Origin of the sequence: Thermosipho globiformans (assembly GCF_003990895.1) — a bacterium.
GTDB classification, from domain to species: Bacteria; Thermotogota; Thermotogae; order Thermotogales; family Fervidobacteriaceae; genus Thermosipho; species Thermosipho japonicus.
In genome coordinates this window covers 1-17,366 of the sequence record NZ_BHXD01000011.1, presented here as the reverse complement: position 1 = coordinate 17,366, position 17,366 = coordinate 1, and the positions used below count along the sequence as shown (strand labels likewise).

16 protein-coding genes and 1 tRNA gene are annotated in these 17,366 nt (G+C 32.8%); 15 read left to right on the top strand and 2 right to left on the bottom strand.

Annotation, left to right across the window (positions count from 1 at the left end):
* The first annotated feature begins 35 nt into the window (after positions 1–35).
* The 8 genes from rodA (at position 36) to EO083_RS07830 (ending at position 7,946) form a co-directional block, all read left to right on the top strand.
* Positions 36–1,103, top strand: coding sequence for a rod shape-determining protein RodA (rodA, locus tag EO083_RS07865; RefSeq protein ID WP_126993614.1), 1,068 nt, complete (start codon positions 36–38; stop codon positions 1,101–1,103).
* Positions 1,100–1,735 (top strand): hypothetical protein, encoded by a 636-nt coding sequence (locus EO083_RS07860; RefSeq protein ID WP_126993612.1) that lies wholly within the window; start codon positions 1,100–1,102, stop codon positions 1,733–1,735. The genes rodA and EO083_RS07860 overlap by 4 nt, the downstream gene beginning before the upstream one ends.
* 15 nt (positions 1,736–1,750) lie before the next feature.
* Positions 1,751–2,602 (top strand): glycine--tRNA ligase subunit alpha, encoded by an 852-nt coding sequence (locus EO083_RS07855; RefSeq protein ID WP_126993610.1) that lies wholly within the window; start codon positions 1,751–1,753, stop codon positions 2,600–2,602.
* Positions 2,602–4,593 carry a glycine--tRNA ligase subunit beta gene (glyS, locus tag EO083_RS07850; protein WP_126993609.1) on the top strand — a complete coding sequence of 664 codons (1,992 nt, stop codon included), beginning with the start codon at positions 2,602–2,604 and terminating at the stop codon, positions 4,591–4,593. The genes EO083_RS07855 and glyS overlap by 1 nt, the downstream gene beginning before the upstream one ends.
* A 27-nt stretch (positions 4,594–4,620) precedes the next feature.
* Positions 4,621–5,127 carry a rubrerythrin family protein gene (locus EO083_RS07845; RefSeq protein WP_126993608.1) on the top strand — a complete coding sequence of 169 codons (507 nt, stop codon included), beginning with the start codon at positions 4,621–4,623 and terminating at the stop codon, positions 5,125–5,127.
* Between the two features lie 63 nt (positions 5,128–5,190).
* A complete protein-coding gene (gene hflK, locus EO083_RS07840; protein WP_126993607.1) occupies positions 5,191–6,120 on the top strand; it encodes an FtsH protease activity modulator HflK in 930 nt (309 codons plus the stop codon).
* On the top strand, positions 6,117–6,971 hold the full coding sequence (gene hflC, locus EO083_RS07835; RefSeq protein ID WP_126993606.1) for a protease modulator HflC: 855 nt from the start codon (positions 6,117–6,119) through the stop codon (positions 6,969–6,971). Before hflK ends, hflC begins: the two co-directional genes overlap by 4 nt.
* 54 nt (positions 6,972–7,025) lie before the next feature.
* Positions 7,026–7,946 (top strand): CBS domain-containing protein, encoded by a 921-nt coding sequence (locus tag EO083_RS07830; RefSeq protein WP_126993605.1) that lies wholly within the window; start codon positions 7,026–7,028, stop codon positions 7,944–7,946.
* On the opposite strand, the gene tsaD is transcribed toward EO083_RS07830, so the two are convergent.
* Both tsaD and clpX read right to left on the bottom strand, forming a co-directional pair.
* Complete coding sequence (tsaD, locus tag EO083_RS07825) at positions 7,936–8,928, bottom strand: tRNA (adenosine(37)-N6)-threonylcarbamoyltransferase complex transferase subunit TsaD (RefSeq protein WP_126993604.1); 993 nt, start codon at positions 8,926–8,928, stop codon at positions 7,936–7,938. The genes EO083_RS07830 and tsaD overlap by 11 nt on opposite strands.
* A complete protein-coding gene (gene clpX / locus EO083_RS07820; protein ID WP_126993603.1) occupies positions 8,929–10,152 on the bottom strand; it encodes an ATP-dependent Clp protease ATP-binding subunit ClpX in 1,224 nt (407 codons plus the stop codon).
* A 156-nt stretch (positions 10,153–10,308) separates the two neighbouring features.
* On the opposite strand from clpX, the gene EO083_RS07815 reads away from it, so the two are divergent.
* The 7 genes from EO083_RS07815 (at position 10,309) to EO083_RS07785 (ending at position 17,186) form a co-directional block, all read left to right on the top strand.
* Positions 10,309–10,397, top strand: a tRNA-Leu gene (locus EO083_RS07815).
* 105 nt (positions 10,398–10,502) lie between these two features.
* Positions 10,503–11,990 carry a GGDEF domain-containing protein gene (locus EO083_RS07810; protein WP_126993602.1) on the top strand — a complete coding sequence of 496 codons (1,488 nt, stop codon included), beginning with the start codon at positions 10,503–10,505 and terminating at the stop codon, positions 11,988–11,990.
* A 129-nt stretch (positions 11,991–12,119) separates the two neighbouring features.
* Entirely contained in the window at positions 12,120–13,556 is a 1,437-nt protein-coding gene (locus tag EO083_RS07805) for an NAD(P)/FAD-dependent oxidoreductase (protein WP_126993601.1), read from the top strand.
* Positions 13,553–14,779: an NAD(P)/FAD-dependent oxidoreductase gene (locus tag EO083_RS07800; protein ID WP_126993600.1), complete on the top strand. Its 1,227-nt coding sequence runs from the start codon at positions 13,553–13,555 to the stop codon at positions 14,777–14,779. The genes EO083_RS07805 and EO083_RS07800 overlap by 4 nt, the downstream gene beginning before the upstream one ends.
* The gene (locus EO083_RS07795; protein WP_126993599.1) at positions 14,772–15,131 is read left to right on the top strand and encodes a DUF1667 domain-containing protein; all 360 of its coding nucleotides are present in this window, start codon (positions 14,772–14,774) and stop codon (positions 15,129–15,131) included. Before EO083_RS07800 ends, EO083_RS07795 begins: the two co-directional genes overlap by 8 nt.
* A gap of 25 nt (positions 15,132–15,156) precedes the next feature.
* On the top strand, positions 15,157–16,626 hold the full coding sequence (gene glpK / locus EO083_RS07790; protein ID WP_444545708.1) for a glycerol kinase GlpK: 1,470 nt from the start codon (positions 15,157–15,159) through the stop codon (positions 16,624–16,626).
* Positions 16,626–17,186, top strand: coding sequence for a glycerol-3-phosphate responsive antiterminator (locus EO083_RS07785; protein WP_126993597.1), 561 nt, complete (start codon positions 16,626–16,628; stop codon positions 17,184–17,186). Before glpK ends, EO083_RS07785 begins: the two co-directional genes overlap by 1 nt.
* Positions 17,187–17,366 lie beyond the last annotated feature (180 nt).

Here is a 17,366-nt window from a genome sequence, read left to right as displayed (position 1 = left end):
TTATAATTTATGATATAATTTCTTTGGTGAATAAAATGAGGGAGAATAAAAAATTTGACTTTATAATTTTAATTTCGGTTATTTTTTTAATTGTTTTTGGACTTTTGAATTTATACAGTGTATCTAAATATTTGGTTGTTAAACAATTTTTCTGGGACTTGCTGGCAATAGGAGCAGCAATTTTTGTTTATTTTCTTAAAGAAAATTTGATTAAAAAATTAGTGATACCTTTATATATAATCTCTGTAGTTTTACTGGCTGCTGTGTTGATTTTTGGGACTAGGGTATATGGTTCTGTAAGATGGTTTAGATTTTTTGGACTTTCTTTTCAACCTTCAGAGCTTTCAAAATTATCGTTAATACTTATGTTATCAGTTATCTTTGTAAAGAAAGATTTAAGATCGTTTTTTTTCTCTATCCTTATTTTAGTAGTTCCAGTATTCTTGATATTAAGGGAACCCGATTTAGGAATGTCAGTATTACATATCTTTGTATGGTTTACAATGCTTTTGTTTTCAGGAATATCGTTTAAGTATATTCTACCCATAGTTGGAAGTGGAGTAGGTGCTATTCCAATAATATACTTTTTCTTTTTGAAAGACTATCAGCGAGCAAGGATATTATCGTTTTTAAACCCAGAAAAATACGCACAAGGAGCCGCCTACAATGTTATAATGTCGAAAAATGCAGTTGGTTCTGGCGGGCTTCTTGGGAGAGGGTATTTAATTTCTCCGGCTGTAAATGGTAATTATGTTCCAAAGATGGAAACGGATTTTATTTTTTCAGCAATTGGTGAGCAATTTGGATTTTTAGGAAGTATACTTGTCCTTGCAGCATATCTAGTTATTATAATTAGAGTGTTTAGTAAGATGAAAGATTTTAAAGATAATTTTTGGAGACTTGTTTCTGTAGGTATTCTATCAGCATTTACATTTCATGTTTTTGAAAATATTGGAATGAATATAGGTATAATGCCAGTAACTGGAATTCCACTTCCATTTTTAAGCTATGGTGGAACATCAACATTTATATTTGGGATTATGATTGGTTTTCTTTTAAAGTCTTTAGCACTTGTCGATAAATCAAGGAAGGTGATTTTATGATTCACAAAAGAAGACGGGAGCGTATTTGGCCTTATGTTTTAGTATTTGGGTTAGTAATACTTTTTATAATAACAGTGTTTTTTGCTTTTGGTAATTTTTTCAGGTATAGAAAAATTTTAGATGATTATAGTGCTCTGAAAAAATTTGTTGAGAGCAAATTAAATGGATACGAAGCTAAACTAAATGATCTTGAAAGTAAATTTGGTCCAAATTCAGTTTTGGATAAATACATACTTTCGGTTAATTATTTAAAAAATTTTGGAGCTGATCTAGAATACATTTTAAATAATATTGAAGATGAGCCAGGAACTGGATATTTCATGGTTTTTGTAGTTGGCAATGAACCTAGCTGGGTTACGGTTAAAGATGATAAAAAGACGTATTTTTCAAGAGAAATTTATCCAGGACTTTCAAAGTATAAGTTTTATTACTTTAAAAGTCCAAAGATTATGACGGATTACGATATAATAGTTCCGCCAGATGCTGATATTGTTGTAGGAAAGGCGGGAAAAGTATATCTCCTATTTTATGGTGTAGGATCATCATTTCATCCGACAAAAATTGTTCATATAGAGGATATGAAGGTGAATAATTTGATGAAAACATTTAGTTTATATGTTCCTGGAAGATAAAGGAGGAGATATGAGGTGTATTTGCAAGATGTGATAAAAAAATTAGATGAGTTTTGGGCTCAAAATGGCTGTTTTATAGACCTGCCATATGATATGGAAATGGGTGCAGGAACATTTCATACATCAACCTTTTTTGGAGTCTTAAGAAACAGAGATTGGAAAGTTGCATTTGTTCAACCAAGTAGAAGGCCAACAGATGGAAGGTATGGAGAAAATCCAAATAGAATGCAAAGATTTTTGCAGTATCAGGTAATTATAAAGCCAAACCCTGAAAACTCTCAAGAACTTTATTTAAAATCACTAGAAGCATTGGGAATTAATCCTAGAGAGCATGATATAAGATTTGTTGAAGATAACTGGGAGTCACCTACACTTGGTGCGTGGGGTGTTGGCTGGGAAGTGTGGCTCGATGGAATGGAAATTACGCAATTTACTTATTTTCAACAGGTTGGAGGCATATCTTTGAAAAAGATACCGCTTGAAATTACATACGGTTTAGAAAGGATTGCCATGTATCTTCAAGGTGTAGATAATGTTTATGATGTTATGTGGAATAAGGATGTAAAATATGAGGAGCTCTTTTTAGAAAACGAAAAACAATTTTCAATTTATAACTTTGAAATGGCTGATGTTGAAAAGTTATTTAAATTATACGAATTATACAGGGAAGAGTTTAATAGATTAATAAAGAATAATCTATTTCTTCCAGCATATGAGCAATTAATCAAGTGTTCTCACACCTTTAACCTTCTTGATGCAAGGAATGCAATTAGTGTTGCACAAAGACAGAATTATATTAGAGATATAAGAACTATGGCTATGCAATGTGCAAAAAGATTTTTAGAATTTGAGGAAGGTGAAAATTAATGGCAGAGTACATCTTTGAAATAGGTGTTGAAGAACTCCCAACCACAGAAGTTGAGAACATATTGGTTCAATTGAATGAAAAGATTTCAAAACTTTTGGGTGATGAAGGCTTATCATATGGTGAGTTGAAAGTTTTTTATGCTCCAAGACGCTTTGGATTTTATATAAAAGATCTCGATGAAAAACAAGGTGATAAAATTGTCCAAAAGAGGGGGCCTTCTGTAAATATTGCATATGATGAAAATAAACAGCCTACAAGAGCACTTGAAGGCTTTTTAAAATCAAATGGGGCTTCATTAGAAGATGTTGTAATAAAAGATAACTATGTATATATAGAAAAAAAGGTAGAAGGAAAAAGTTCAGACGTTATTTTGAAAGAAAATATTCCAAGTATTATTTCAAAATTAAGTTTTAGAAAACCGATGAGATGGGGTAATGGAACTTATTCTTTTGTTAGAATCCCTCACTGGATTTTGTCGTTATATAATGGAAAAGTTTTGGATTTTGAAATTTTTGATTTAAAGGCGGACAATAAGACGTTTGGTCATAGATTTGTTAAAGACGAACCTATAGAGATATCTGGAATAGATGATTATTTTAAAAAGCTCAAAGATACAAATGTTATTGCTCTGCATGATGAGAGAAAAAAAGTGGTGGAAGGTATTCTTTCAAATTACAGTGTTTTAAAAGATGAAGAGTTAATAGATGAAGTAGTAACACTTTGTGAGCATCCTCAAGTAGTTGAGGGAAGTTTTTCTAAAGAGTATTTAAAACTGCCTGAGGAATTAATTACTACAACCATTAAACATCACCAGAGGTCATTTACAGTATATGAAGGTGAAAAGATAACCAATAAATTTCTTTCATTTATTGACTCACCAACTGGTAATATAGAGATTATAAAGAAAGGTTACGAGAAAGTTGTAAATGCAAGATTGGAAGATGCAAGATATTACTATGAAAAAGATTTGAAAATACCATTGGAGAAATTTAATGAGTCTTTAAAGGATATAATTTTCCAGAAGGATCTTGGAACTTTAATGGATAAAGTTGAAAGAATTGAAAAAATTTCAGAAAAGTTGTGTGATGATTTAAGTATTGGATATTCAGATAAGGTAAGGATTTTAAGAATAGCACATCTTTGTAAGGCAGATATTGCATCAAATGTTGTATATGAATTTCCTGAACTTCAAGGGACGATGGGAAGAATATATGCACTAAAAGATGGAGAAGATTATAAAGTTGCAATTGGAATAGAAGAGCACTATAAAGATGTTCCAGAAAGTTTAACAGGTGCAATTGTTGCAATAGCTGATAGAATTGATACTATTGTGGGAAACTTTTTAGTAGGAAATATTCCAACTGGTTCAAAAGATCCATTTGGACTTAGGAAAAAAACCGATACCATATTTGAAATTATAGTCAAATATAATCTCAATATTGACCTTGAAAATCTTTCAAAATTTACTGCAAGTTTGTTTTCAAAAGATATTCCAAATGAACTTGTTGAATTTTTTGAAACAAGGTATGAGTTATTTAATCAAAATACAAGATACGATATAGCAAGAGCGGTAAAAAGATTTTGGAAAAAACCATTGTATGGAAGACTTGTAGCAGAGTCATTGATTAACATTGTAGATCAAGAAGAATTTCAACATCTTCTAACTGGATTTGAACGTGTCCATAACATTTCTAGCAAATTTGATTCATATGAATTTGATAGTACCAAGTTCCTAGATGATGCAGAAAAAGAGTTATTTAATAAGTACATAGAGCAAAAGCCAAAGATACTTGAGGCAATAGATAATCTAAACATTGATATAGCATTAAAGTACTTGATTGAATTAAGACCATTTATAGATAATTACTTCGATAATGTTTTTGTTATGACAAAGCAAGATGATATTAGAATGAATAGACTTGCATTTTTAAAGAATTTGGACAAACTCTTTTTAAAACTTGGAGATTTGAATCTAATAGAGAAAAAATGATATAATAACGCAGGGGAGGTGAAAAATATGCGTGAGATGACAAAACAATTTTTAGAAGCAGCTTTTGCTGGAGAATCTATGGCGCATATGAAATATTTAATATTTGCAGAAGAGGCAGAAAATAAGGGGTTATTAAAGCTTTCAAAACTTTTTAAAGCAATTGCATATGCAGAGTATGTTCATGCAAAGAATCATTTTAAAGTTTTGAAAAAACTTTCGGATGATATGAAGGATAACGTTCAAAGCTGTATTGATGGAGAAACTTTTGAAATTGAAGAAATGTATCCAGTCTATAAAAATGCTGCAGAATTTCAAGATGAAAAAGATGCCATTAGAAGTACGCACTTTGCATTGGAGGCAGAAAAAATACATGCGGATATGTACAAAAAAGCAAAAGAATTAGTTGAAAAAGGTGAGGATTATCCAGCAGAAAAAATTTATATCTGTCCAGTTTGTGGATATACCGTAGAAGATGAAGCACCAGAAAAATGTCCTGTATGTGGTGCTCCAAAGGATGAATTTGTTGAATTTTAATTATTAGCTTTTAAAGTAAATGGGGGAAATAGATCCCCCATTTATTTATTTGGAGGTGGTTTGATGTGGAAGAAATTAATTGGTTGGCTTGTTCTAGCAGTTATCATTTTAATTTATTTGTCGACAGGTGTTTATCAAGTTGGTCCATCTGAAGTTGCACTTATTAAAACTTTTGGAAAATATACACATTCAACAGGCCCTGGTATACATTTTCATCTTCCTTATCCATTCCAGTCTCACGTAATAGTAGATGTTGAGACTATTAGAAAAGAAGAGATAGGCTTTAGGACTATTGAAAGCTATGGAAAAATTTCATACAGAACTGTAAATGAAGAAGCGCTGATGCTAACAGGCGATGGAAATATCATCAGTGTTGAAGCAGCAGTACAATATAGAATAAAAGATCCTGTAAAATTTGCGTTTAATGTTATAAATGGTAAAGAACTGGTAAGGTTTACAACAGAGTCTGTTTTAAGGGAAAGAATTGCTGTAAGAACTATTGACGATGTTTTAACTGTTGAAAGGGATAAAATAGCACTTGAGACTGCAGAGAAAGTTCAGGAGATATTAGATAGCTACGATTCAGGTATTCTAATTAACAAGGTATACTTGCAAGAGGTTGCACCCCCAGATCAGGTTGTTGCTGCATTTGATGATGTAAACAATGCAAAGCAAGATAAAGAAAGGTTTATAAATGAGGCGACAAAGTATGCAAACGATGTTATTCCAAAAGCCCAAGGTCAAGCAGAAAAGATTTTGAGAGAAGCCGAAGCCTATGCTCAAAAGAAAATACTTGAGGCTCAGGGTGAAACACAGAGATTTTTGAGCGTTTTAAAAGAATATGAAATAGCACCTGAAATAACCAAAAAAAGATTGATTATTGAAAAACTTCAAACTGTATTTTCAAGTACAAAAAATATCTTTGTTCTTGATGATAGTGGTACAATAAAACTCTTGAATGTTAATGATTTGATTGGTGGTGATACAAAATGAAAGCCAAAATAATAACGATATCAGTAATTTTACTAATCGCTATTGTATTTTTAACACTTTCAATGTTTGTTGTTGATCAAACTCAACAGGCTGTAGTTTTAAGATTTGGACAGATAGTTAATACATATTCAACACCAGGAATACATTTTAGAACTCCGTTTGTAGATAACGTTGTAAAGTTTGAAAAGAGAATACTTCTATACGATATTGAACCAGAAAAAATTATCACGTTAGATAAAAAGACATTGATAGTTGATACATATGCTCTATGGAAAATAGTCGATGCAAAGAAATTTATTGAGACAATGAAAACAATTGGTCTTGCTGAATCAAGGATAGATGATATAGTATACTCGAATATCAGAAATGTCTTTGCAAAACACTCTTTTGATGAGATAATATCAGACAAAAGGGAAAGTTTTTTAAAGGAAGTAACAACTCTTTCAAGAGCTGATCTTGAAAATTTTGGAATAGAAATAGTAGATGTTAGAGTAAAACATGCAGATTTACCTTCGGAAAATGTAAGTGCAGTATATGAGAGAATGAAAGCGGAAAGATACAGTATAGCGGCACAAATCAGAGCAGAAGGTCAAAAAGAAGCACAAAAAATAAGAGCTGAAGCTGATAAAAATGTTACCGTTATATTGGCACAGGCGCAAAGTCAAGCAGAAAAAATTAGAGGAGACGGAGAGGCAAGCGCTACTAGAATTTATGCACTTGCATATAAGACTAATCCAGAATTTTTTGAACTTTGGAGAAGTTTAAGTGCATATGATACAATACTAAACAATGGAACGGTGATTTTTGGAAAAGATCTAGAGATATTTAAGTATATTTTTGAGGTAAAATAATTCCTTAGGGGGAGTTTCCCCCTAAGGAGTTTAACTAAAAGGAGTTTGATATAAATGGATTTGTTTGATAAAGTAAAACATATATTTTCTGATATGAAAGTTTCAGAATTTATGAATAGTGATGTAATTTATGTATTGCCAAACAGAACTATTGCACAGGTCAAGGAAATTCTAAGACTCAAAAGAATTTCCGGTGTGCCAGTTGTTAATTACAAAAAGAGAGTTGTTGGAATAATAAGTATTGAAGATATAATAAAATGTCTTGAAGCAAATAGTTTAAATGCACTTGTAGAGGAAAAAATGACAAAAAACGTTGTGGTTGTAAATGTTAACGATACTCTTAGGGATGTAATGGAACTATTTGAAAAGTATGGATATGGAAGATTTCCGGTGGTAGATGATGAGCACAGATTGGTAGGAATAGTTACAAAAAATGATATATTAAAGAGTGTAGCAATGAAACTAGGAATAATGTACCTTCATGATGAAAGACGCGAAAGGGCGCTTCAAAATTCAGAAAAATCTCTAATCTTGGGAATGGACTTAAAAAAAGAAGAGAGCGATTTTTATTTTAAGATAAATTATTATGATATAAATCAGATAGGAATAGGTGCTGCAAGCTTGAAAAAGTTTTTACTTTCTAAAGGTGTAGATGAAAAACTCGTTAGGAAAATTGCTATTAGTGTTTATGAAGCTGAAGCAAATGTAGTAATTCATAGTGGAAGTGATGGAGAAATATATTGTTTTATAAAAGATGATAGTATTGTGGTAAGGGTTGAGGATAAGGGAAAAGGTATAGAAAATCTTGATCTTGCCATGAAGGAAGGTTTTTCTACAGCACCGGATCATGTTAGAGAATTAGGTTTTGGAGCAGGAATGGGGCTTCCAAATATGAAAAGATACTCTGACAAATTGGTTATACTTTCTGAGAAAGATAAAGGTGTTATAGTCGAAATGGTATTTTTTAAATCTTAAGATTTGGCACAGCTTCTAGTGTTAAATCTGAAGATAAACATTTTTTATATAATTTGTATCCTGCCATGGCTATCATTGCTGCATTGTCTGTACAAAATTCAAGAGGTGGAATTAAAACTTTTATGTTTTGCTTTTCAGAGAGTTCCTGAGCTTTTTTTCTAAGATACGAATTTGCGGCGACTCCACCTGCAAGTACTATGGTATTTACATTTGAATTTTTTGCAGCTTTGAATGTTTTCTTTAAAAGTATATCAACAACGGCTTTTTGAAAAGATGCGGCAATATCTTCTTTTGGGATGTTGTCTTTATCAAATTTTTGAACGGTGTATAACACAGCAGTTTTTAATCCAGAAAAACTAAAGTTATAGTTTTTAGAATCCATCATTGGCCTTGGAAAATTAAATTTATTTTCATCACCATTTTTGGATAATTTATCAATTTCTGGGCCACCAGGATATCCAAGTCCAAGTATTCTTGCTACTTTATCAAATGCTTCTCCTGCAGCATCATCAACAGTTTTTCCCAGTACTTCTATTTTATCGTCTTCTCTAACTAATAAAATTTCAGTATGGCCTCCTGATACCATTAAGACAATGTACGGAGGTTTAAGATGTGGATATGTTATGTAGTTTGCAAATACATGTCCAACGATGTGATTTACACCAATTAATGGTTTGCCTAATCTTAAAGAAAGTCCCTTTGCAAAGGATATTCCAACAAGCAGTGCTCCAATTAAGCCAGGGCCATATGTTACAGAGATCAAATCAATTTGATCAAGGGATATATTTGCAATATCTATAGCATTTTTAAATACTATTGGAAGATTAGAAAGGTGGTGTCTTGCCGCAATTTCTGGCACGACACCACCAAATTTTTTGTGAATATCTATTTGTGAAGAAACTACGTTACTTAAAATTTTTCCATCGCTGAGAATTGCAACTGATGTTTCATCACAAGAGGTTTCTATACCTAAAACTATCATCTATGCTGACTCCTTCATTACCAGCTGTGGTTTTTCTTTGTTAGTTACACATTCTTCAGTGACGATAACCTTTTCAATGTTATTTAGATCGGGAAGTTCAAACATTACATCGATCATAACTTCCTCAAAGACGCTTTTTAGTGCCCTTGCACCGGTTCCTCTCTCTAAAGCCTTTCTTGAGATTGCACGTAATGCTTCTTCGGTTACTTCGAGTTCTACGTTATCAAGAAGGAATAGTTTTTTGTATTGTTTTAAAATTGCATTTTTAGGTTCAGTCAATATTCTTACCATATCATCTTCTGTTAAATCTTCTAATGCTCCAATTACAGGAAATCTTCCAACAAATTCTGGAATGAGGCCGTATTGCACTAAATCCTCTGGAGTTACATGTGAAAGAATTTCTCCCAACCTCATTTCTTTTTTACTCTTTACAGGAGCATTAAAACCAAGGGCACTGCTTTGAATTCTTCTTTTTATTATTTCTTCAATTCCATCAAATGCTCCTCCAACGATAAATAGGATGTTTGATGTATCAACTTTTAAGAATTCTTGATACGGATGTTTTCTTCCACCTTGTGGTGGAACATTTGCAATAGTTCCTTCAACAATTTTCAATAGTGCTTGCTGAACTCCTTCACCTGAAACATCTCTTGTAATAGATGGATTTGGTGATTTCCTTGCAATTTTGTCGATTTCATCGATGTAAATGATACCGTATTGTGCGCGTTCTATATCAAAGTTTGTAACTTCGAGAAGTCTTAATATTACATTTTCTACATCTTCTCCCACGTATCCGGCCTCAGTAAGTGGAGTTGCATCTGCAATTGCAAACGGAACATCTAAAATTTTTGCAAGTGTTCTTGCAAGAAGAGTTTTACCACTACCGGTTGGCCCTATTAGTATAACATTTGATTTTTCTATTTCAACATCGTCAAAATCAATATCGGAAAATACACGTTTGTAGTGGTTATATACGGCAACTGACAGGATTTTTTTAACTCTTTCCTGCCCGATGACATACTTATCTAGTTCAGCCTTTATTTGAGATGGTTTTGGAAGATTTTTCTTGTCTTTTTTTGGAGAAAAACTTCTCTTTTCTTCGCTTAGAATGTCGTGAAAGATATCAACACAATCGTTACATATATATACATTTCCGGGTCCTGCAATAAGTTTTTCTACTTTATCAGCCGATCTTCCACAGAATGAACAAAACTTTTGAGCCATCCTTTTGCCTCCTTAAATTAATTCATTCTAATTTTATCATATTAATAAAATCAAATTGTTTCTATTATGTTTAGTCTTTTTTTCACAGTAATTAACCTTCTGGTTATTGACATACTAGATTTATATGTTAAAATATTTAACGTGATATTAGTCTATGCCGAGGTGGCGGAATTGGGAGACGCGGTTGACTCAAAATCAACTGGGGTTGACGCCCCATGCGGGTTCGAGTCCCGCCCTCGGCACCAAAAAAATGGGAGCCAGTTTTGGCTCCCAAACTTTTATTTGAACGTGACATTGTTTTCGCTTGTTTTGACCTTTAAAGTTTAGAAAATGTTCAATGGTGTGAGGATATGAAAAAGATTGTTAAGAACCTTATTATTGCACTTTTTACGTTTGTAGTGTTAGGTATATTGATTAATGGTAATTTTGTAAAAGACAAATATGTTTTAAATAACTGGAATCAAAAGGTTCCAGATCAAATTTTACTTGATGAGCCTAGTACATGCGTTTATGTTACTGAATTTAATAATACTAGTTTTGATACTCTTGTCATTCCAAAAGTTATTGGTAATTTGTTTAAAGTTTACTTTAATGGAGAAGAGATATATTCTTTTGGAACAAAAACTGGCAATATTTGGAGTTATACGTATGTTGTTCCACTAAAAAATTTAAGTTCAAATAAAAATATATTAAAGATTGAAATTTTTGGTTTATACGATGCAGGACTGCCAAGATTTCCCTTTTTGACAGATAGAATAAATGCTTTAAGATATCAAAACTTTCAAAATTTTCTAAGGCACGATTTTTACATAATTTCAATTGGAATTTCTTTTGTTGCAGGGATAATATCTTTCTTTTTAGGTTATTTGTTAAAAGCAAAGCAGATAAGTCAATCTTATGACTTATTTGCCTTATTTTTAATTTTAACAGCTATAGCGTTATTTGATTATCAAGTTAGAACTTTTCATTTTAATGAAATTACCTTTTTGATTTTTAAAAAGATATTTTTGATTTCCACATATTTTTCTTCGCTATTTTATATAGCAGCTCTTGAAAAATATAAATTAAAAAGATTTAGAACAAAATGGCTTGTCTGGTATGTAATTTTTGCTTCCCTTTTTCCGATCTTTTCATTTAATTTAAATGATTATGCTAAGTTTTCGACAGTTTCAAATATGTTAATGCTTGTTATCCTGTTTTATGTAATTTTCGATGTTTTGCATTTAAAAATGAGCGGACTTTACTTTTCTACATTTTTCATAGTATTTTCTTATATTCATATTATCCTTTATTTTTTGTATGTAAGATCATATCATTTTCAAGAATTTTTGACAGGTTATGCAGCGGCTTTCCTTTCAATTTCAGTGATTTTAATGCTAACTGATGAGTTTGAGAAGGTGATTGTTGAAACAAACAAAATTTCCAATTCAAGATACATTGATCCATTGACAAAAGCTTATAACAGAAACATTCTGGAAAAGCTAGATAATTCAAATATTGAAGGCTTCTTTGTTCTAATTGATCTTAATGATTTTAAGAAATTAAATGATAAATTTGGGCATGATAAAGGTGATAAAGTTCTTGTTGAATTTTCAAAATTAATCAGAGAAAATATTAGAGAAGAAGATCTATTTATAAGGCTTGGTGGGGATGAGTTCGCTTTAATTGTTAATTTAGATGATCCTGAAAGTTTTGTTGAAAGACTTAGAAAGCTTTCAATAAAGGTTATTAATCTAGATTTTTCATACGGCATAGTCAAATTTAGCAATTTTTCAGAATCTTATAGATTGGCAGATAAACTACTCTATGATATGAAATCAAGAAACAAAAATAAGTAATTTAAAAAATTTTTCATGTTTGTGATATAATACTTTGTGAAAGTAAATAAAGCACAGGCTTAAGAGATAATGGAGAAGCCATATGCCAGAAAGACCTGGCATATGGCTTTTTTGTTTGGAGGTGTGGATATGAAAGTTTTTGTTATTGGTGCGGGGATTTCAGGTAGTCTTATAGCCAGGGAACTTTCAAAATATGATTGTGAAGTTCATATTTTGGAAAAAGCTCCAGACATTGGTTGGGGTGTGACAAAAGCAAATTCTGCAATAGTTCATGGTGGATATGATGATCCACCTCAAAGCGTTAGGGCAAAATTTGCTGCAAAAGGTAACCGTCTTTATGAGGAACTTTCAAAAGAACTTGACTTTGATTTTGAAAGAATAGGATCTCTTGTAGTTGCTTTTAAAGAAGAAGATATAAATTATTTAAAAGAGTTGAAAGAGCGTGGCAAAAAAAACGGAGTTGATGATCTAGAAATCCTTGAAAAGAGTGAGTTAAAAAAGATTGAGCCGAATATAAGCGATGAAGCAATTGCAGCACTTTATTGTAAAAGTGCAGGAATTACTGAACCTTGGGAAGTTGCAATAGCAGCTATTGAAAACGCTGTTGAAAACGGAGCAATTTTGCACCTTGAAGAAGAAGTTTTAGATATTCAAACAAGGAATCAAAAAGTGTCGAAAGTTATAACCAACAAAGGAGAATATGAAGCAGATGTAGTTATTAACGCAGCAGGTCTTTTTGCAGATGAAATAGCTAAGATGGCTGGCGTTGGTGATTTTGAAATTTTCCCACGAAAAGGTGAATATATACTGCTTGATAAAAAATTGAAAGGTCTTGTGAATACAGTTGTATTTCCTACACCAACGAAAAAATCAAAAGGAATATTAGTTGTTCCAACAGTAGATGGTGGAATACTGTTAGGTCCAAATGCAAAAGACCTTCCAAAGAGTATGAAGTACGATCTTGGTACGACACCTGAAGGATTGCAAGAGGTATATGAAAAATCAAAAAGACTTGTTCCAAAAGTGGATCTTTCATATACAGTAAAAACATTTGCTGGTCTTAGACCGGAAACCAAAGAAAAAGATTTTATCATTTCTGCTACAAAAGTTTGGGGATTTGTTAATGTAGCAGGGATAAGATCACCAGGTCTTACAGCAGCACCTTCTTTTGCAAAGTATGTGGTAGAAGATATTTTACAGGATCAGCTAAAAATTAATCTTTCAAAAAAGAAAGACTTTAATCCATATAGGAAGAGAATTACCAATATAAGAGATGTAAGTTTAAAAGAATGGGAAGAACTTGTGAAGAAGGATCCAAGATATGGAAGAACAGTTTGTTTTTGTAATAATGTCTCAGAAGCTGAAATTGTTGAAGCTATAAGAAGGGGTGCTAGAACACTTGATGGAGTAAAGTTTAGAACAAGAGCATCTTTTGGAAGGTGTCAAGGAGGTTTTTGTAGTTTGAAGATTGTGGAGATAATTTCTAGGGAGCTAAATATACCAATGGAAGAAGTTAAGCTTAATTCAAAAAATTCTTGGATCATGGATGGCAAGGTGAGAGCATGAGAAGGGAAAAAGTAGATGTTTTGATAGTAGGTGGAGGTGCAGCAGGGCTTGCTGCAGCAATTTCTGCAACCGAAAGTGGTGCGAAAACAGTTTTGCTAGAAAGAGATAGAAGTACTGGAGGGGTTTTAAACCAATGTATTCACAATGGTTTTGGACTTCATGTATTTAAAGAGGAACTTACTGGTCCAGAGTTTATGGAAAGGCTCTGGGAAGAATTAAAAGAGGATGTAATAAGGCCTAATTTTACAGTTTTGGAGATTAATCCTAACACAAGAGAAGTAATTACCCTTTCAGAAGATGGGATAATTGTATTTGAACCAAAAGCTCTTGTTATGAGTACAGGAGCAAGAGAGAGGCCTTTGAATTCTCTTAGAATACCAGGTTCCAGAGTTGCTGGTATTTATACAGCAGGAGTTGCACAAAAGATGGTAAATATATACAACAGACTTCCAGGGAAAAGGGTTTTAATAGTTGGTTCTGGAGACATTGGCCTTATTATGGCAAGAAGGTTAAAGATAGAGGGCATGGATGTTGTGGGGGTTGTAGAAATAATGCCTGAGCCAGGTGGCCTTATTAGAAACGTTGTACAATGTCTTGAAGACTTTAATATACCGTTGTGGCTAAGTCACACAGTAATTGAAATTCATGGAAAAGAAAGGCTTTCTGAGGTAGTAATTGCAAAAGTAGATGAAAACAGAAAACCAATTGCTGGAACTGAAAAAGTTGTTAAAGTTGATACACTAGTAACATCTGTTGGTCTTATTCCACAAAATGAATTGATTGAAAACTTTGTTGAAATGGATCCGATAAATAGAGGACCAGTTGTAGATGATTACATGAGAACAAGTATTGAATGGATTTTTGCAGCAGGTAATAACGTTGCTATACATGATTTGGTTGATTTTGTATATGACGAAGGAAAGATTGCTGGAATGTATGCAGCAAGGTATGCATTGGGAGAAAAGCTGCCGGAAGTAAAATACGAGTTTGTAAGAGGTAAAAATGTTGGAGTAATGCTTCCTCAAAAGTTTACTGGGGCACAATCATTTAAGATGTATATAAGGCCTACAAAAAGCTTGGAAAAATCTGTCTTAAAATTTTCAGATAAAATAATTAGAAAATTCAACTGGAGGATTAGACCAAGTGAGATGATAGACTTGGTTGTAAAAGATTTTGAGGGCTTTGATAGTAAAATCACCGTGGAGGTGAGCAGTCTTGACTAAAAAACTAACTTGTATATCATGTCCTATTGGTTGTGAGCTTACTGTTTATGTGGAAGGTGATGATATAAAAGTAGAAGGAAACAGATGTCCAAGAGGATTTGAATATGCAAAAAATGAGGTAACAAATCCTCAAAGGATGCTTACAATAAGTGTGAAGGTAGAAAATGGTGTTATGGATCTTGTTTCGACAAGGACAGATAGACCTATTCCTAAGAAAATATTAGAAGAGGCTATTTCATATATAAAAAGTTTAAAAGTTCAAGCACCTATTAAAAGAGGTGATATAATAGTAAAGGATCTCTTAAATACCGGTGCAAACCTTATTGCTACAAGAACCGTTCTTAAAAAATGATTAGAATAAGTCAAGGGGGGATATGGTGTATATACTGGCACTTGATCAAGGTACAACAAGTTCACGCGCTATTCTTTTCAATGAAAAGGGTGAATATGTATATGGTTTAAATAAAGAGTATAAACAAATTTATCCAAGACCTGGATGGGTAGAGCATGATCCATACGACATATTAAATTCACAAATTGAAGTAGCAAAAAAGGTAGTAGAAACAGTTGGAGCAGAAAATATAGCTGCGATAGGAATTACCAACCAACGTGAAACAACTATACTTTGGGATAAAAAGACTGGAAAACCTGTGTATAACGCTATAGTTTGGCAGTGCAGGAGAACTGCATCAATTTGTGATGGTTTAAAGGAAAAAGGTTATGAAAAACTTATAAAGGAAAAAACTGGGCTTGTGGTTGATGCATACTTTTCGGGGACAAAGATAAAGTGGATTTTGGATAATGTTGAAGGGGCAAGGGAAAAGGCAGAGCGTGGAGATATATTATTTGGAACAGTTGATAGCTGGCTTATTTGGAATCTTACCGGTGGAAAGGTACATGTGATTGATTATTCGAATGCCTCTCGTACTATGTTGTTTAATTTAAAAACTTTGGACTGGGATAATGAAATTTTAGAGATCCTTAACATTCCAAGGGCGATTTTACCTAAACCAATGCCATCAAGTTATGTATATGGATATACAGAAATTTTTGGGGGTAAAATTCCAATTGCAGGAGATGCAGGTGATCAACAGGCATCACTTTTTGGCCAAACCTGTTTTGAAAAGGGTATGGTGAAAAATACATATGGAACAGGTTGCTTTATACTAATGAATACAGGAGACACTCCTTATTATTCAAATTCGGGGCTTTTAACAACCATTGCTTGGGGTGTTGATGATAAAGTAGAATACGCATTGGAAGGCAGTATATTTGTTGCAGGTGCAGCAGTGCAATGGCTTAGAGATAATTTAAAATTGATTGATAACGCTGCAGAAACTGAAGATTTAGCAAAATCGGTTCCTGATTCTGGAGATTTGTATTTTGTTCCTGCAATGGTTGGACTTGGTGCTCCATATTGGGATATGTATGCAAGAGGTCTTTTGATAGGTATAACGCGTGGTACAACAAAGGCACACATTGTTAGAGCTGTACTTGAATCAATTGCCTATCAAACAAGAGATGTTTTGGAAGTAATGTCAAAAGAGGCAGGAATTAATATGGGAACATTAAGAGTAGATGGTGGCGCTTCAAATAATAACTTTTTGATGCAATTTCAAGCTGATATATTAGGTGTTCCTGTAGAAAGACCTGAAGTTACAGAAACTACAGCTTTGGGTGCGGCATATCTTGCAGGTCTTGCAGTTGGTTTGTGGAAGAGTAAGGAAGAAATTGCATGGAATTTAAATAAACGTTTTGAACCTCAACTTTCAAAGGAAGAGCGCGAAAGATTGTATTCAAGATGGAAAGAAGCTGTAAAGAGATCCATGAAATGGAGTGAAGAGTAATGCACCCATTTATTTATCCTATTGTGCCTGCTATACGTAATTTAAAGATGGTTGAAAAGATAATTAGTACGCAGGCAAGTTCTGTGTTTTTGCTTGAAGGAGATATATTTGAAATTAAAAGAGCGTGTAAAAAATTAAAGGAGCACGGAAAGTTTGTATTTGTTCATGTAGACCTTGTTGAAGGTATAGGAAAAGATAAAGCAAGTGTTAAGTTGGTTAAAGAATTTGTAGGTGCAGATGGGATAATAACTACACGTTCAAATTTGATTGATTTTGCAAGAAAGTTGGATTTAATGGCTATCCAAAGAATTTTTTTAATTGATTCTAAAGCGTTTCAAACTGGTATAGAGCAGGTGAAAAAGCACAAAGCTAACTTTGTGGAGGTTTTACCCGGTTTAATACCAGAGCTTGTAAAAAAGATTAAAGAAGAAATTGTTCAGCCAATAATATCAGGTGGACTTGTTACTACAAAAGAGCAGGCAAAACTACTATTAGAAAATGGTGCTATTGGAGTTTCAACAAGCTGTGAAAGCCTCTGGAATGAATTTGAATTAATTTAAACTATACTAAATATAGCAGATTTCCGGTAATGAGTCAAGCAAGAGATAAAGAAAAAAACAAAAATATTTAGTCATATAATATGGCTTTTGAGGATTAAATATACATATTCACATGTAACTTCTCTTTTAAACTATTTACATTTATCTATTAGGTACATAAGGTACGTTGTTTTTGAGTAA

Bases quoted from the DNA above. Each gene is read 5' to 3' on its own strand.
- glyS (WP_126993609.1), top strand. From the start codon at position 2,602: ATGGCAGAGTACATCTTTGAAATAGGTGTTGAAGAACTCCCAACCACA.
- EO083_RS07785 (WP_126993597.1), top strand. From the start codon at position 16,626: ATGCACCCATTTATTTATCCTATTGTGCCTGCTATACGTAATTTAAAG.
- EO083_RS07830 (WP_126993605.1), top strand. From the start codon at position 7,026: ATGGATTTGTTTGATAAAGTAAAACATATATTTTCTGATATGAAAGTT.
- EO083_RS07800 (WP_126993600.1), top strand. From the start codon at position 13,553: ATGAGAAGGGAAAAAGTAGATGTTTTGATAGTAGGTGGAGGTGCAGCA.
- EO083_RS07810 (WP_126993602.1), top strand. From the start codon at position 10,503: ATGAAAAAGATTGTTAAGAACCTTATTATTGCACTTTTTACGTTTGTA.
- clpX (WP_126993603.1), bottom strand. From the start codon at position 10,152: ATGGCTCAAAAGTTTTGTTCATTCTGTGGAAGATCGGCTGATAAAGTA.
- hflC (WP_126993606.1), top strand. From the start codon at position 6,117: ATGAAAGCCAAAATAATAACGATATCAGTAATTTTACTAATCGCTATT.
- EO083_RS07845 (WP_126993608.1), top strand. From the start codon at position 4,621: ATGCGTGAGATGACAAAACAATTTTTAGAAGCAGCTTTTGCTGGAGAA.
- EO083_RS07860 (WP_126993612.1), top strand. From the start codon at position 1,100: ATGATTCACAAAAGAAGACGGGAGCGTATTTGGCCTTATGTTTTAGTA.
- rodA (WP_126993614.1), top strand. From the start codon at position 36: ATGAGGGAGAATAAAAAATTTGACTTTATAATTTTAATTTCGGTTATT.
- EO083_RS07805 (WP_126993601.1), top strand. From the start codon at position 12,120: ATGAAAGTTTTTGTTATTGGTGCGGGGATTTCAGGTAGTCTTATAGCC.
- tsaD (WP_126993604.1), bottom strand. From the start codon at position 8,928: ATGATAGTTTTAGGTATAGAAACCTCTTGTGATGAAACATCAGTTGCA.
- hflK (WP_126993607.1), top strand. From the start codon at position 5,191: ATGTGGAAGAAATTAATTGGTTGGCTTGTTCTAGCAGTTATCATTTTA.